Below are 15155 nucleotides of genomic sequence, written 5' to 3' on the forward strand. Positions count from 1 at the left end.
GGCCCTGCCGGGCTGCGCTCCGACTCTTCCTTCCAAATTTCCCCTCCAGACCGCGACCGAAAGGCAAGCACATGAAGGCACTTACTTGGCAGGGCAAACGTTCTGTGAGCGTTGAAGAAGTTCCCGACCCGGTGATCCAGGAACCCACCGACGCGATCGTGCGCATCACGTCGACGGCGATCTGCGGCTCCGACCTGCACCTCTACGAAGTCCTCAGCCCCTACATGCACAAGGGCGACATCATCGGCCACGAGCCGATGGGCGTCGTCGTGGAAGTGGGCAGCGCCGTCACCAACCTGGCCAAGGGCGACCGCGTGGTCATCCCGTTCAACATCTCCTGCGGCCACTGCTTTATGTGCAGCCAGGGCCTGCAGTCCCAGTGCGAGACGACGCAGGTCAAGGAAAAGGGCTCCGGAGCCTCGCTCTTCGGCTTCTCCGAGCTGTACGGCTCCGTGCCGGGCGGGCAGGCGGAGTACCTGCGGGTGCCGCACGCTGACTACGGACCCATCAAGGTGGGGGCGGAACTCCCGGACGAACGCTACCTCTTCCTCTCGGACATCCTGCCGACCGCCTGGCAGGGCGTGAAGTACGCCGACGTGCCCGAGGGAGGCACCCTCGCGGTGATGGGCCTGGGGCCGGTGGGACAGTTCGCGTCCCGGATCGGCAAGCACTTCGGCCTGCGCGTCATCGGCGTCGACCCGGTGCCCGAGCGCCGGGCGATGGCGGAACGGCACGGCATCGAGACCCTGGATTACTCCAAGGGCGTCGCCGACGAACTGCGCTCCATGACGCAGGGCCGGGGTGCCGATTCGGTGGTGGACGCCGTCGGGATGGAAGCCCATGACTCGCCCGTGGCCTCGTTCGCCCAGCACGCGGCCGGGCTGCTGCCGGAGAAGCTGGCCCAGAAGGCCTTCGAGACCGTCGGGGTGGACCGGCTCTCCGCGCTCCACACAGCGCTGGACGCAGTCCGGCGCGGCGGCACCGTCTCCCTCAGCGGTGTGTACGGCGGAACGGCCTCCCCGATGCCGCTGATGCACATGTTCGACAAGCAGATCCAGCTGCGAATGGGCCAGTGCAACGTCCGGCGCTGGACCGAGGACCTGCTGCCGCTGGTGGAGTCGGACGCGGACCCGCTGGGTGTCATGGACCTCGTGACGCATCAGGCCAGCCTGGATGAGGCCCCCGCGATGTACGAGAAGTTCCAGAAGAAGCAGGACGGCTGCATCAAGGTGGTGCTGAAGCCCTGACCGGACCTGGCGGTGAGCCCCGCGGCCGCCTCAGCGGGCGGGAAACTTCCTCCAGAGCTTCAGGAAGGCCCGCTCCGAGGCGGCCGCCAGGTGCTCTTCCTTGGCGTGCAGCCTGCCGTAGCTGAAGCCGTTCTCCCCGCTGCGCAGCGCCCGGCCGCCCAGCTCGGCCAGCCGTTCGCGGGCCACGACGCTGTCCTGGTGCAGGCCCAGGAGCTGCTGGATCCGCCGGGCCGACTTGGCCAACCGCTTCGCGCCGCGGCGCTTCTTCCTGTCCGGCGCCAATCCATCGGGGGCCACCTTCGGCAGTGACAAGGCCAGCTCCGCGGAGTACCGCAGCCGTTTTGCCGCTTTGCGGACCTCATGCAGGCCCGCATTCCGGGCGGCGCCGCCGTCGTCGGCCGTGGGTGGAAGGGCCTTCACCGCGCGCTTCAAACGACGCCGGTCCTTGGCTACCAGCTTGCCGAACCTCGTCCCGGGAGCGCCGGCGGCCTTCGGCGACAGGGGCGCGTCGGCCAGGAATTGGTCCAGGGCCGCCAGCAGACGGGGGTACCGCTCGTTCCCGAGCGCCTCGAGGACCGCTTCGAACCCGGCGGCCTCAAGTGCGTCGAGCTCCTCGTCGATCCGGATGGCGGCCGGGCCCTGCGGCCCGGACAGCGAGCGCAGCGCCTCGGGCTCCCGGGCGAGCAGCGTGGCCAGCCTTTCGTGGACCACGCCAGGGTCTCGGGCCGCCCCCAGCAGTCCCGAGAGCCACCGCAGTTCGGCGCGGAGCGGTTCCACTGCGTCGTCGTCGAACAACGGCCGGCCCGAAGCCAGCAGCGAGCGGAGGCGGCGCGCCGCAACACGCATCTGATGGACGGCTTCGGGTTGCTTCGACCGGACTCCGGGCGCATGCTGGCGCAGTTCAGCGAGCTGCTGTCCAAGATAGGCCAGCAAGGCCTCGCCCGCGGTGGTTGCCACGCTTCACTCTACGTCTTGGCGCAAGCCCCTGCAGGGCCGAGAGATGGCAGATCGCGGCAATGTTTGTCCCGGGCACTGCCGCGACGTGCCATCTCGGCATAGGCTGTCCGGGACCGGAATCGACCACGCCACCCTAGGAGCCCCGCATGACACACCAGCGCCACCTCGGCCGGGTCGCCGTCGTCACCGGAGCGGGTTCCGGGATCGGGCGGGCGGTGGCTCGGCTCATGCTGGCCGACGGCTACCGCGTGGTGCTGGCCGGCCGGCGGGAGAAACCGCTGCTGGAGACCGCGGCCGGGCACGCGCAGGCGCTCGCGTTTCCCTGCGACATCTCCCGGCCCGGCGACGTCGAACGGCTCTTCGCCGTAGCGCTTGAGCAGTGGGGCAGGGTGGACGTGCTGTTCAACAACGCCGGCGTGTTCGGCCCCGCGGCCTCGGTGGACGAGATCAGCGTCGAGGACTGGGAGGCCACGGTGGCCGTGAACCTGACCGGCTCCATGCTGTGCGCCGCCGCCGCGGTCCGGGCCATGAAGGCGCAATCGCCGCAGGGCGGCCGGATCATCAACAACGGCTCCATCGCGGCGCACTCACCCCGCCCCCGCACCGTGGCCTACACGGTCACCAAGCACGCCATTACCGGGCTGACCAAGAGCATTGACCTCGACGGCCGCGGCTTCGGCATCAGCTGCGGGCAGATCGACATCGGCAACGCCGCGACGGAGCTAATGGACGAGATTGGCGTAGGCGACGGCGCGCTCCAGGCCGACGGCAGCCGCCGGCCGGAGCCGACGTTCCCCGTCGAGGACGCGGCCCGCGCCGTGCTGCTGATGGCCGGCATGCCTGCCTCCGCCAGTGTGGGATCCCTCGTCATCACGGCCGCCGGGATGCCGTTCATCGGCCGCGGCTGACTCGTTAGGGCGGGCCTCGTGCCGCTGGCGCCTGGCCTACCCGGCTTGCCTAGAGCGGCAGCAGCCCGGACAGGTCGGCCCGCAGGCCCGAGGCGGCCACCCGGCCGGATTCGACGGCGTCGGCCCAGCTGAGTCGGCCGGTGACCATGGCAAGCCAGGTGGCGGCGTCGCATTCAATGACGTTAGGGGGAGTGCCGCGGGTGTGGCGCGGGCCCTCGACGCACTGGGTGACGCCGAAGGGCGGCACGCGGACCTCCACCGAGTTGCCGGGGGCCCGGGCGGTGACTTCCTCGAGGGAGTAGCGCACCGCCGTCGCGAGCGTATTGCGGGGTACTGCCGGGACCTCAGGCGCAGCGGCGCCGGAGGGCTCGGGCGCGGCAGCGTCGGAGGGCTCGGGCGCGGCGGCGTCCCGCCAGGCGGCCAGCGCGGCGCGGCCCTCATCCACCGGGATCCGGCGCCGTGACACAGCCACGGCCTAGTCCAGCAGCGCCGAGACGGCGTGGCCGAGCCGGATCTTGCCGACCGGCCGGCCGCCGCCCAGCACCGGGTCAACCACCTTTTCCAGCACGGAAGAAACCTCCGGGATCTCGACGGCGCCCGCGGCGGCGAGCAGGGTCAGGCCCACGAGCGTCGTGGCGCGGACGTTGCCGTCCAGGACCTTGATCGCCACCGAGACGCCCTGCGGGGTGGCCATGACCAGCACGCCCTCGGCGCCGATCTTGGCGATGATTCCGAGCTCGTCCATCACGATCGTGTTGGCCTGGCCCCGGCCCTGCACGGCCCACGGGTAGTCCAGCATGGACGTCGCGATCGTGGCGGCGCGGGCGTTGGAGTTGTTGTCCCCCGGAGCCTTGGCCAGCCGCGAGAAGGCACGGGCCAGGCCGGTGAGCGACACCGCGGCCACCGGGGCGCCGCAGCCGTCGATGCCGAGGTGGGCGATCCGCTCGCCGCAGTACTCCTCGATCACGGAACGGATGCGCTGCTGCAGGGGGTGGTTGGGTTCCAGGTAGCTGTGCGTGTCCCATCCGTTCTCCGTGCAGGCCCACAGGAACGCCGCATGCTTACCGGAACAGTTGAAAGCCAGCCGGGATTTTCCGCGCTCCGTCTGAACCAGCCAGGTTCGGGCCGTCTCGTCCTCGGGCCAGGCGGCGGGGCACTGGAGTTGGTCCTCCTTGACGCCGGCAGCCTTCAGCATGCCCTCCACCACGTCCATGTGGTCGAGCGAGCCGACGTGGCTGCCGCAGGCGATCGCCACCTGGGCGCCGCGCAGCGGAACGCCGGACTGCATCGAGGCGAGCGCCTGCAGGGGTTTGAGCGTGGAGCGCGCGTAGATCGGCGTCGTTATGTCGCCGAGTTCGGTGACCACGTTGCCGTCCGCGGCCATCACGACGGCGGAGCCGATGTGGCGGGACTCGATGAAACCGCTGCGTTCAACAACTGCCAGTTCGACGGCGGACTCAACAGTGAAGGTGGCATGCGGGTTCAAGGGCATGCTGCAAGTCTATGGTGCGTTGCGGGCCCAGCCCGGTTACTCCACGGTGACCATGACAGACTGCCAGCCGGAAGCGCCGTCGGGCACGGGATCGGCGCGCTTGTCCGTCTGGACCTCGCCGGTGCCGTCGGTGGCGCGGACCTTGATGTAGTGCGGTCCCGGGGTTGCCTCCCAGTCGAAGGACCACTGCCGCCAGGTCACCACGGAGGCCTCGGCCGAGAGCACGGCCGCCGTCCACGGGCCGTTGTCGATCTGGACCTCCACCTTGGTGATGCCGCGGGTCTGCGCCCAGGCGGTGCCGCCGATTGCGACCTTTCCGGCGGCGACCTTGGCGAAGGACTTGGGGACCTCCACCCGGGCCATGGTCTTGATCGGGCCGCGCTCGGACCAGCCGCGCTGCGTCCAGTAGGCCTTGTTGTCCGCGAAGCGGGTCACTTCCAGGTCAACCACCCATTTGGTGGCCGAGACGAAGCCGTACAGCCCGGGGACCACCATGCGGACCGGGTAGCCGTGCTCCAGCGGAAGGGGCTCGCCGTTCATGCCGATCGCCAGCATCGCGTCGCGGTCGTCCTGCAGGACCTCCAGCGGAGTGGAGGCGCTGAACCCGTCGACGGACGTGGAGAGCACCATGTCCGCGCCGTCCTTGGGCCGGGCCATCTTCAGCACGTCACGAATGGGCATGCCCAGCCATTTGGCGTTGCCTGCCAGGTTCCCGCCGACGGGGTTGGAGACGCAGGTCAGCGAGACGTGGGATTCGATCAACTGCGCATCCAGCAGGTCCTGAAAGCTGAGCCGCACTTCCTGTTCCACCATGCCGTGGATCCGCAGTTCCCAGGACTGGGCGTCGATTTCCGGCACGCTGAGCGCGGTGTCGATCCGGTAGAAATCCTTGTTCGGCGTGAGCCACGGGGTGACGCCGGGGGCCTTGGACTGGACGCCGGCGGGCACGGCGGCGGCGGCCTTGGCGGGGGCGGGCAGCTGCAGGGCTTCGCGGGCCTGGGCCACGTTGCTGCGGGCGGCGCTCAGGAGCCGTCCGCCCGTTGCAGCTGCGGCGGCAGCGACGGCGGTGATTCCGCTGGCGGTGAAGAAGGCGCGGCGGCTGGTGGCGGGACGGTCCGGCTCCTTGGCGCCGAGGTCCGACGCCACCTCCGGCCATTCCCGGGTCCGCCACAGCTTGCTGATCAGGAACCGGAGCACAACCAGGCCGGCCACGGTGCCGATCAGCGAAGGGATGGCGTCCAGCGGTTCCACACTGGCCCGGGTCACCACACTGGCCACGATCACCGCGCCCAGCAGCAACACGCCGGCCACGCCCAGAGCCCACTTGCGGAAGGCGACGATGCCCAGCACGCAGGCCAGCAGCAGGATGGTCAGGCCCATCCCCACGAACAGGGCGGCCTTGTCATTCGTGCCGAAGGTTGCGATGGCGAAGTCCTTCATCCACGGCGGGGTGAAATCGATGAAGGTCGAGCCCAGGGCGATCAGCGGCGTCGCGCGGGCCGTGAAGAAGGCGCCGATCAGCTCCGCGACGGCCAGCACGACGCTGGCCGAGACTACCCCGGCCAGCGCGGCCAGGGCGGTGGGGCCGGAGAAGAGTGCGGGCCGCTTCCTTCTCTGGTTCCCGGGCTGGGGGATAGTGCCGGGCTGCGGGGTGCTGGGCGTCTTCATACAGGATGTTCGGAGCGGCGGAGCCCGCGGATTGTCCGGCCGGGGCGTGGGATGGGCATGCCGTGTGGACTGGGCGGCTTCCCCGGCGACGCACATGCCCATCCGTGGGCGTGAGGAGTGGGCATATGCGCATTATGTCCAGTGGCTGGGGCGTGGAGTGGGCATGTCCCGTGGAGCTCGGGTCCGGAATGGCATGCCCGGTGGACTGGGCGGCGCCCAGGGACGGGCATGCCCATCCTTGGGCGTGTGGGATGGGCATATGCGCATTATGTCCAGTGGTTCCGGCGTGGAGTGGGCATGTCCCGTGGAGCTCTGGTCCGGAATGGCACGTCGTGTGGACTGGGCGGCTTCCCCGGCGACGCACATGCCCATCCGTGGGCGTGAGGAGTGGGCATATGCGCGTTATGTCCAGTGGTTCCGGCGTGGAGTGGGCATGTCCGCTGGAACCGGGGCCCGTGGAGTGGGCATGTCCGCTGCAACCGGGGCCTGTGCGCAAATCCGGCGTGAGGAGTGGGCATGTCCGGTGACAGTCACAGCTTAGGAGCCTGCAGGGTCCACAAAGTACCCTTGGGAACTGTGAAGGTACTTGTCATCGGCCCCGGCGGCCGCGAACACGCCATTGTCCGATCCTTGCTCGCCGACCCCAATGTTTCCGAGGTCCACGCGGCCCCGGGCAACGCCGGTATCAGCAAGCTGGTCCCCACACACGCCATCGACGCGAACAACCCCGACGCCGTCGCCGCGCTGGCTACCAAGCTCGCCGTCGACCTCGTGGTGGTCGGTCCGGAAGCCCCGCTGGCCGCGGGTGTCTCCGATGCCGTCCGCGACGCCGGGATCCCGGTGTTCGGCCCCAGCAAGGCCGCCGCCCAGCTTGAGGCCTCCAAGGCGTTCGCCAAGGAAGTCATGGCCGAGGCCGGCGTGCCCACCGCGATGGCCCGGGTGGCCTCCAACGCCGAGGAAGCGGCCGACGCGCTCGACACCTTCGGCGCCCCCTACGTCGTGAAGGATGACGGGCTCGCCGCCGGCAAGGGCGTCGTCGTCACCCGCAACCGGGACGAGGCGCTGGCGCACGCGCAGAGCTGCTTCGACGCCGGCGGCACCGTGGTGATCGAGGAATTCCTTGACGGCCCCGAGGTCTCCGTGTTTGTCCTCTGCGACGGCAGCACCACCGTGGCGCTCTCCCCGGCACAGGATTTCAAGCGCATCTTCGACAACGACGAAGGCCCCAACACGGGCGGCATGGGCGCCTACACCCCGCTCGATTGGGCCCCCGAAGGCCTCGTCCAGGAGGTCATCGACCGGGTCGCGCAGCCCACCGTCAACCAGATGGCCCACCGCGGCACCCCGTTCGTCGGCGTACTCTTCGTCGGCCTCGCCCTGACCTCCCGCGGCACCCGCGTCATCGAGTTCAACGTCCGGTTCGGCGACCCGGAAACCCAGGCCGTCCTGGCCCGGCTCAAGACGCCCCTCGGCGGCCTGCTGATGGCCGCCGCCAAGGGCGAACTGGACAAGGTCCAGCCGCTGCGCTGGTCCAAGGAGTCGGCGGTCGCCGTCGTCGTCGCCGCCGAAAACTATCCCGGCACGCCCCGGACCGGGGACCGGATCCGCGGCCTGAAGAAGGTCGAAGCCATTGAGGGCGTGCACGTGATCCATGCCGGCACCAAGCTCGACGACGAGGGCAAGGTCGTCTCCGCGGGCGGCCGCGTCCTCGCCGTGGTGGCGCTCGGCACGGACCTCGTGGAGGCCCGCGAACGGGCGTACGACGGCGTCGAACTCGTCCAGCTCGACGGCGGCCAGTTCCGTACCGACATCGGCGGCAAAGCCGCCCGCGGCGAAATCAAGGTGACGGCGCCCGGCACAGCCTCGGCTGCCGCGGCCGCCGCGGCGAAAGCGAAGGCCTGAGCATGAACGCAACTGAATCCGCGATGCCCACCGGCGGCCTGCACACCGAGACGCTGGACCTGCCCGGCTGGAAGCATGTCTACTCCGGCAAGGTCCGCGACCTCTACGTCCCGGCGGACGCGTCCATCACCGAACGCGTCGGCCACGAGTGCGTCCTGGTTGTCGCGAGCGACCGCATCAGCGCCTACGACCATGTCCTCGCGAGCGAGATCCCGGACAAGGGGCGCATCCTCACCCAGCTGAGCCTGTGGTGGTTCGAGCAGCTGGGTGTGGAGCACCACGTGCTCGCGTCCACGGTCGACGGCGGCGTTCCCGCGGCGGTCGAGGGCCGCGCGATGATCTGCAAGAAGCTGGACATGTTCCCGGTGGAATGCATCGCCCGCGGCTACCTGACCGGCTCCGGGCTGGCCGAATACCGGCAGTCCGGGACCGTGTGCAGCATTCCGCTGCCGGCCGGCCTGGTGGACGGGTCCCGGCTTGCCGAGGCCATCTTCACCCCCTCCGCGAAAGCCGAGGTGGGCGAGCACGACGAGAACATCACCTACGACGCCGTGGTCGCGCTGGTGGGCCCGGACATCGCTGGCCGGCTCCGCGAGCTGACCCTGGAGATCTACACCAAGGCCGAGGAGATCGCCCGCGGCCGCGGCATCATCCTGGCCGACACCAAGGTCGAATTCGGCATCGACGCCGCGACCGGCGTCATCACGCTCGGCGACGAGGTCCTGACCCCCGACTCCTCGCGGTTCTGGGATGCCGCCACCTATGAGCCGGGCAAGGCACAGCCGTCATATGACAAGCAATACGTGCGGGACTGGCTGACGTCGGCCGAATCGGGCTGGGACAAGTCCTCCGACACGCCGCCGCCGGCGCTGCCGGCCGACGTCGTCGCCCGCACCCGCAGCCGCTACGTGGAAGCTTACGAGTTGCTGACGGGCCGGGCCTTCGCCTAGCCGTCCGCCTTCGCCTGGCGCCCAGCCGTCCGCCTAGCTTCCGGCGGCGGCGGCTTCGGCGCGGCGCTGGGCCAGCCGGATTTCCAGCACGGCGTCCATGGCCTGCTGGACCCGGTCCGAGGCCCCGGCCGCGCTGAACTCCTTCTGCGCTTCCTCGAGATAGACGAGGGCTTCCTCGGACTCGCCGGCGGCCTTGAGCGCCTTGCCGAGCAGCAGGGCCACCTCGCCGGCGACGTGTTTGGCCAGTGAATCCCGTTCGGCGTGGATTTCCCGCAGCTTCTGTACCGCGCCGACGATGTCCCCGGTGAGGTACAGCCAGCGTGCCCGGATGAAGGCCACCTCGAGCCGGTCGGTCTTGTTGCCGCCCACGATGGAAAGGGCCAGCTCGGCGCGCTCGATCGATGACAGGGTTTCCGGTTCGACGATCCCGGAGGACAGGCGGACCGCGGCGGAAGCCTTGTTAAACCGGGCCCAGAGGTCGATGTCGTTCGCCGGGGAGAGCAGCTTGGCCGCCTTCTCGTGGTACTTGATGCCTTCGGCGTAGTCATGCCGCATGAACGCCACGTTCCCGATCACCCAGGCGACCTCTCCGGCCAGCTGGGAGATGGACTGGTCATCCATCTGGTCGTTCATGTCCTGGCAGTACTGCCAGGCCTCGTCGAGCCGGCCGCTTTCTGCGAGGGCGCCGATCAGGGCGCGCAGCGCGCCGATGATCAGGGTGGAGCCCTTGGGCAGCTGGGCGCAGAGCCGCACCGCTTCCTGGGCGTGCTCGACGGCGACCGCCAGCTGGCCCTGGCCGTGGCACACGGCGGCAAGCATCTGCCGGGCGCGCACCCCGAGGCCGGCCGATTCGGCAGCCATCGGGTGGTCCAGCAGCCGCTGTACCAGGTTCTGGCATTCCTTGAGCTGGCCCTGCTTCATCAGGCATTCGGCCTGCATGTAGGTCATGTTCCACCAGGCGCTGGTGTTCTTCCCCTCCAGCGCGATCTGGGCGGCCGTGGCGGCGTGGCTGGCAGCGAGCGGATAGTCGCGCAGATCCCAGGCCTGCCGCGCGTACAGCCCGGCGAGCACGTATTCGGCGTCGCTGACGGACACGGGCTGGCTCCAGGCCTCCAGCGCCTTGGGGGCGAGCTCCAGCCGGCGGGCGAGCTCTTCGATGACATCCGCGGTCGGTTCACGGCGGCCGGTCTCCAGTAGCGAGATGTAGCTGGGTGAAAACAGGTCCTTACCCAGTTCGGCCTGGGTGAGGCCGCGTTCCAGCCGTTCCGCTCGGAGTTTTTCCCCGAATCCGTTCCCCACGGGATCCTCCTAATTCCGGACAGTCGATGTACTAAATGCTTGACAGTCTCTGTGCAAGTAATTTTACAATGTATGTCAACAAGGGCTGGTGCTGGCTTTGTAACTTTCCGAATCGTATTTCCGACTCGTATTGAGGAACCCACATGTTTAAGAAGATTGCTGCCTCTGTCGCCTTGGCTGGGGCTCTGGCGTTCTCCGCAGCGGCTCCCGCAGTGCTGTCAGTAAGTGCCATCGGTAACTGGCCGGACCCCATGAGCAACAGCACCCTGGCGATCGGCAACTGGCCCGATCCCATGAGCTCGAGCAATGGCACCCTCTCGGCCATCGGCAACTGGCCGGACCCGATGTCCAACTCCACCAACATCGGCAACTGGCCGGACCCGATGTAACCAACGCTCCAGGCAGCCCCGGGACACCCAAGGTGTCCCGGGGCTGTTCTTTGCCCCGGTCCCTCCGTCGATTGCTCCGAAGCGGACCTTTATGACGGGTCTAAACGGCGGTTGCGGAGCAGTCGATGGGGTACGACGGCGGCGGACGGTGCGGGCGCCGTCGGAAGGGCGCAAATATCGCAGGGCACACAAAAGAGGGCCTTCCGATTGGAAGACCCTCTTTAGATTGGTCGGGATGACAGGATTTGAACCTGCGACCTCGTCGTCCCGAACGACGCGCGCTACCAAGCTGCGCCACATCCCGATCCGTTACTTCAAAAGCAACTTCACAAGAGTATCCGATTCCGGCCCCGGATGCGAAATCGGCGCCGTCGAAGCGCCGGCCGAGCTTCGTCGAAGCGCCGCCGGAGCTTCGTCGAAGCGCCGCCGGAGCGGAGGAATCAGACGAGCGAGTCCTTCCAAGCGCCGTGCAGCTTGGCGAAGCGCCCGCCGCCGCCGATCAGCTCCGCCGGTGTGCCGTCCTCCACCACCCGGCCGTCATGGACCACGAGCACCCGGTCCGCGGTCTCCACGGTGGAGAGCCGATGCGCGATGATCAACGCCGTGCGGCCCGCCTCGCCGGAGCTGACGCCCTGCAGCAGGCTCGCCAGCCCGGCCTGGACCATCCGCTCGGACGGGATGTCCAGCGAGGACGTCGCCTCGTCGAGGATCAGGACGGCGGGCCGGGCCAGGAAGGCCCGGGCAAAGCTGATCAGCTGGCGCTGCCCGGCCGAGACCCGGCCGCCGCGCTTGTTGACGTCGGTGTCGTAGCCCTCCGGGAGAGCCGAGATGAACTCGTGGGCGCCGACGGCCTTTGCGGCGTCCTCGATCTCCTGCCGGGAGGCCTCGGGCCGGCCCAGGGCGATGTTGTCCGCCACCGATCCGCTGAACAGGAAGGCCTCCTGGGTGACCATGACGACGTTCCGGCGCAGGTCCGCCGTCGTCAGCTGCCGCAGGTCCACGCCGTCGAGCGTGAGCGAGCCGGAGGAGACGTCGTAGAAGCGGGCGATCAGCTTGGCCAGCGTCGACTTACCGGCCCCGGTCTGGCCCACCAGCGCGACCGTCTGGCCCGCGGGAATATGCAGGTCCATGGCCGGGATGATGACCGGGCCGTCGCCGTAGCGGAACTCGACGTTCTCGAAATCGATGCTGCCCTTCGCCTCGGGCAGGGCCACGGGGTTTTTCGGCGGCCGGACGGTGGGTATTTCCTCCAGCAGCCCGGAGACCTTTTCCAGCGCCGCCTGGGCGCTCTGGAAGGAGTTGTAGAACATCGCCATCTGGTCCACCGGCTGGAAGAACCGCTTGGTGGACAGGATCAGGGCCAGCAGCACGCCGACGGCGAGCTCGCCGCTGAGGACGCGGAAGCCGCCGGAAAGCAGCACGACCGCGACGCAGACGTTCCCGATCAGCACCAGGCCGGGCTGGAAGACGCCGTTGAGGTTGATGGAGCGGACGGTGACCTTGCGGTACTCCTCGGAGAGTTCGGCGTAGCGCTCGGCGTTCTGGCGCTCCTTGCGGAAGGCCTTGACCGCACGGATACCGGTCATGGTCTCGACGAAGTGCACAATCAGCCGGGCCGAGACGACGCGGGATTCGCGGAACGCTATCTGCGAGTGCTTCTGGTACCAGCGGGCCAGGAAGTACATCGGCACGCCGGCCGCGAGCACCAGCAGCCCGCTGCGCCAGTCCAGGGCAAACACCGTGACGGCGGTGAAGATCATGAACAGCATCCCGGAGGCGAGCGAGCTGACCCCCGAGTCGAGGAGTTCGCGCAGGGCCTCAAGATCCGAGGTCTGCCGGGCGATGATGCGTCCCGAGGTGTACTTCTCGTGGAATTCCAGGCTCAGCCGCTGGGTCTGCCGGAAGACCCGCACGCGCAGGTCCAGCAGCATCGCCTGGCTCAGGCGCGCCGTCGAGGTCACGTACAGGGCGGTGAGCCCGGCGGTCGCGACGGCCGCGGCGAGGTACGCGACGCCGGCCAGCACCAGCGGGAGGTTGTCCCCGGCGCGCAGGGCAGGCAGGGCGTGGTCAATGCCGAAGGCAATCAGGGCCGGCCCGGCGACGCGGGCGGCCTGGGACAGCACGACGGCGGCGATGGTCAGCCAGAAACGCAGGCGGACGGGACGGATCAGCGAACCGAGGAGGGCCAGGGAGCGGCGCCGGACGGTCTTGCTCTCGGATTTGGAAAGGTGGGCGTTGTCCTCGTTGGTGGTGCCGAAGGTGGCCGTGCTCATCGCGACACCTCCTCGGCCTCGAGGGCGGACAATTCGGAGTCCAGGTCCCTAGGTTCCGGGTCCAGGCTGGCGATCACGTAGCGGTAGTGGCTGTTCTCCGCGAGCAGTTCGGTGTGGGTGCCGACGGCGGAGATCCGGCCGTCCTGCAGCAGGGCCACGCGGTCGGCCAGGGCCACGGTGGAGGGACGGTGGGCCACGATCAGGGTGGTGGTGTCAGCGAGCACCTCACGGAGCCTTGCCTCGACGAGTTCCTCGGTGTTCACGTCCAGCGCGGAGAGCGGATCGTCCAGGACCAGCACCTTCGGCTGGGCCGCGACGGCCCGTGCCAGGGCGATGCGCTGCCGCTGGCCGCCGGAGAGGCTGAGGCCCTCCTCGCCGATCAGGGTGTCCAGTCCCTCCGGCAGGGAGTAGGCGAAGTGGGCCTGGGCGGTGTCCAGCGCCTCGGCCAGGATCTGCTCCCGGCGCTCCTCCGTCTCGTGCCCCTGCACGCCGAGGAGCACGTTGTCCCGGACGGAGTTGGAAAACAGGGTGGTGTCCTCGAAGGCGACGGCGACGACGGTGCGCAGCTCCTCCACGCTGAAGTCGCGCAGGTCCACGCCGTCGATCGTGACGGAGCCCGCCGTGACCTCGAACAGGCGCGGCACCAGCTGCAGCAGGGCACTCTTGCCGCTGCCGGTGATGCCCACCAGGGCCATGGTCTCGCCGGGGCGGATGTCAAGGCTGATGTCCTTGAGGATCGGCTTGTCCGGTGCGTCCTCGAAGGCGAAGGTGGCGTTGTGGAAGCCCAGGGCGCCCTTGAGCTCGGCAGGCCGGCGCGGCTGCGGCGGGCTGGTGATGGTGTTGACCGAGTCCATTACCTCAAAGTGCCGGTCCACGGCGGACTTGGCGGTGAGCGCCATCGCCAGCAGCATGCCGCAGAACTCCACCGGTGCGGCGATCACGGCGGCGGTGGCGAAAAAGGCCACGAGCGAGCCGATGCTCAGCTGCCCGTCGGCCGCGAGCATGACGCCGACGACGAGCCCGGCACCGAGGGCGAGTTCTGGCAGCAAGGTGACGACGAGGCTAAAGGCGGCCAGGTGCTTGGCCTTCGCGATCTCGGTCTGGCGCAGTTCCTCGGCCTGTTCATTGAAATTTTCGAGCGCCTCGCGGCTGCGTCCGAAGGCTTTGAGCACGCGGATGCCGTGGACGGACTCCTCGACCGTGGTGGCGAGGTCTCCGGCCTGGTCCTGGCTGCGGCGGGCCACCTTGCTGAAGCGGGTCCGGAACCGGAAGCCGTAGATCATGATCGGCACGGCGGCGGCCAGGAAGATCAGGGCCAGCTGCCAGCTCATGGAGAACATCACGACGACGCCGATCACCACGGTCAGCGTGGTGACCACGAGCATGATCGCCCCGAACGCCATCCAGCGCCGGAGGAAGTTCAGGTCTGTCATGGCGCGCGAGAGCAGCTGACCGGAACCCCAGCGGTCATGGAAGGAGACGGTCAGGTCCTGCAGATGGTCGTAGAGCGACACCCGCATCCGGGTTTCCACCGTGGTGGCCGGGTTGATGACGAATTGGCGGCGCAGTGCCACCAGCCCGGCTTCGGCGATGCCCAGCAGCAGGATCACGGTCGAGGCGATCCAGACGGCCTGGCTGCTGCCGCCGGGCCTCAGCCAGTCGTTGATGAGTACGCGCAGCACCTGGGGGATGGCCAGGGCGACGACGCTGGCCAGCAGGGCGGACAGCAGGCCCATGACCAGCCGCGGCATGATCGGTCTGACGTGCGGATAGAGACGGCTGATTGATGAGAAAAACGGAGTCTGCTTGGCCATGCCTGCTTCTTAACTGCAACTGCGAAATGGATTACGCAACTGGATGTAGTTTCCTGTAGCAACTACCCTAGGCCATCGCGTGACCCGGTTCACAGGATATCGGGCCGTTCCGGAATCTGTCCCAGTAATTATGTTCCGCAATGGCACGAGGGAGGGCCTGCCCCTGGGGACATGCCCATCGCCCGGCATGCCAGCGGGACATGCCCATTCCTCGGCGGCTGGGCGGGACATGCCCGTTTTTTGATGGCACGAGTTC

The 15155-nt window shown here is 68.7% G+C and carries 12 protein-coding genes and 1 tRNA gene; 5 read left to right on the top strand and 8 right to left on the bottom strand.

Features of this window, described 5'->3' with window-relative positions:
- Nucleotides 1–71: 71 nt before the first annotated feature.
- Nucleotides 72–1247: a zinc-dependent alcohol dehydrogenase gene (locus tag AC1DB8_RS01290; RefSeq protein ID WP_476891987.1), complete on the top strand. Its 1176-nt coding sequence runs from the start codon at nt 72–74 to the stop codon at nt 1245–1247.
- Nucleotides 1248–1277: 30 nt separating this feature from the next.
- Here the strand turns inward: AC1DB8_RS01290 and AC1DB8_RS01295 are convergent, their stop codons facing one another.
- Nucleotides 1278–2204, bottom strand: a complete 927-nt coding sequence (locus tag AC1DB8_RS01295) for a CHAD domain-containing protein (RefSeq protein ID WP_476891988.1) — start codon at nt 2202–2204, stop codon at nt 1278–1280.
- 146 nt (nt 2205–2350) lie between these two features.
- Here AC1DB8_RS01295 and AC1DB8_RS01300 point away from each other — a divergent pair, with 146 nt between their 5' ends.
- Entirely contained in the window at nt 2351–3112 is a 762-nt protein-coding gene (locus AC1DB8_RS01300) for an SDR family oxidoreductase (RefSeq protein WP_441416785.1), read from the top strand.
- 49 nt (nt 3113–3161) lie between these two features.
- Here the strand turns inward: AC1DB8_RS01300 and AC1DB8_RS01305 are convergent, their stop codons facing one another.
- The 3 genes from AC1DB8_RS01305 to AC1DB8_RS01315 are packed head-to-tail and all read right to left on the bottom strand — an operon-like array spanning nt 3162 to nt 6272.
- The gene (locus AC1DB8_RS01305; protein ID WP_441416786.1) at nt 3162–3584 is read right to left on the bottom strand and encodes a sterol carrier family protein; all 423 of its coding nucleotides are present in this window, start codon (nt 3582–3584) and stop codon (nt 3162–3164) included.
- 3 nt (nt 3585–3587) lie between these two features.
- A complete protein-coding gene (locus tag AC1DB8_RS01310; protein WP_441416787.1) occupies nt 3588–4604 on the bottom strand; it encodes an asparaginase in 1017 nt (338 codons plus the stop codon).
- Between the two features lie 36 nt (nt 4605–4640).
- Nucleotides 4641–6272, bottom strand: coding sequence for a molybdopterin-dependent oxidoreductase (locus tag AC1DB8_RS01315; RefSeq protein WP_476891989.1), 1632 nt, complete (start codon nt 6270–6272; stop codon nt 4641–4643).
- A gap of 576 nt (nt 6273–6848) precedes the next feature.
- Here AC1DB8_RS01315 and purD point away from each other — a divergent pair.
- A complete protein-coding gene (gene purD / locus AC1DB8_RS01320; protein ID WP_441416789.1) occupies nt 6849–8174 on the top strand; it encodes a phosphoribosylamine--glycine ligase in 1326 nt (441 codons plus the stop codon).
- A 2-nt stretch (nt 8175–8176) separates the two neighbouring features.
- Nucleotides 8177–9124: a phosphoribosylaminoimidazolesuccinocarboxamide synthase gene (locus tag AC1DB8_RS01325; protein ID WP_476891990.1), complete on the top strand. Its 948-nt coding sequence runs from the start codon at nt 8177–8179 to the stop codon at nt 9122–9124.
- A gap of 33 nt (nt 9125–9157) precedes the next feature.
- On the opposite strand, the gene AC1DB8_RS01330 is transcribed toward AC1DB8_RS01325, so the two are convergent.
- Entirely contained in the window at nt 9158–10423 is a 1266-nt protein-coding gene (locus tag AC1DB8_RS01330; protein ID WP_175321502.1) for a helix-turn-helix domain-containing protein, read from the bottom strand.
- Nucleotides 10424–10566: 143 nt separating this feature from the next.
- Here AC1DB8_RS01330 and AC1DB8_RS01335 point away from each other — a divergent pair, with 143 nt between their 5' ends.
- Nucleotides 10567–10812: a hypothetical protein gene (locus AC1DB8_RS01335; RefSeq protein ID WP_175321501.1), complete on the top strand. Its 246-nt coding sequence runs from the start codon at nt 10567–10569 to the stop codon at nt 10810–10812.
- A 227-nt stretch (nt 10813–11039) separates the two neighbouring features.
- Here AC1DB8_RS01335 and AC1DB8_RS01340 read toward each other — a convergent pair.
- The 3 genes from AC1DB8_RS01340 to AC1DB8_RS01350 form a co-directional block, all read right to left on the bottom strand.
- Nucleotides 11040–11116: transfer RNA gene (locus tag AC1DB8_RS01340), tRNA-Pro, on the bottom strand.
- 136 nt (nt 11117–11252) lie between these two features.
- Nucleotides 11253–13085, bottom strand: a complete 1833-nt coding sequence (locus AC1DB8_RS01345) for an ABC transporter ATP-binding protein (protein ID WP_441416791.1) — start codon at nt 13083–13085, stop codon at nt 11253–11255.
- A complete protein-coding gene (locus AC1DB8_RS01350; RefSeq protein ID WP_441416792.1) occupies nt 13082–14899 on the bottom strand; it encodes an ABC transporter ATP-binding protein in 1818 nt (605 codons plus the stop codon). Before AC1DB8_RS01350 ends, AC1DB8_RS01345 begins: the two co-directional genes overlap by 4 nt.
- Between the last annotated feature and the right edge of the window lie 256 nt (nt 14900–15155).

This window comes from Arthrobacter sp. 10N410 (assembly GCF_056394945.1).

Excerpts from the sequence above, each read along its gene's own strand:
- AC1DB8_RS01345 (WP_441416791.1), bottom strand. The coding sequence starts at position 13,085 with ATGAGCACGGCCACCTTCGGCACCACCAACGAGGACAACGCCCACCTT.
- AC1DB8_RS01290 (WP_476891987.1), top strand. The coding sequence starts at position 72 with ATGAAGGCACTTACTTGGCAGGGCAAACGTTCTGTGAGCGTTGAAGAA.
- AC1DB8_RS01350 (WP_441416792.1), bottom strand. The coding sequence starts at position 14,899 with ATGGCCAAGCAGACTCCGTTTTTCTCATCAATCAGCCGTCTCTATCCG.
- AC1DB8_RS01335 (WP_175321501.1), top strand. The coding sequence starts at position 10,567 with ATGTTTAAGAAGATTGCTGCCTCTGTCGCCTTGGCTGGGGCTCTGGCG.
- AC1DB8_RS01315 (WP_476891989.1), bottom strand. The coding sequence starts at position 6,272 with ATGAAGACGCCCAGCACCCCGCAGCCCGGCACTATCCCCCAGCCCGGG.
- AC1DB8_RS01310 (WP_441416787.1), bottom strand. The coding sequence starts at position 4,604 with ATGCCCTTGAACCCGCATGCCACCTTCACTGTTGAGTCCGCCGTCGAA.
- AC1DB8_RS01325 (WP_476891990.1), top strand. The coding sequence starts at position 8,177 with ATGAACGCAACTGAATCCGCGATGCCCACCGGCGGCCTGCACACCGAG.
- AC1DB8_RS01300 (WP_441416785.1), top strand. The coding sequence starts at position 2,351 with ATGACACACCAGCGCCACCTCGGCCGGGTCGCCGTCGTCACCGGAGCG.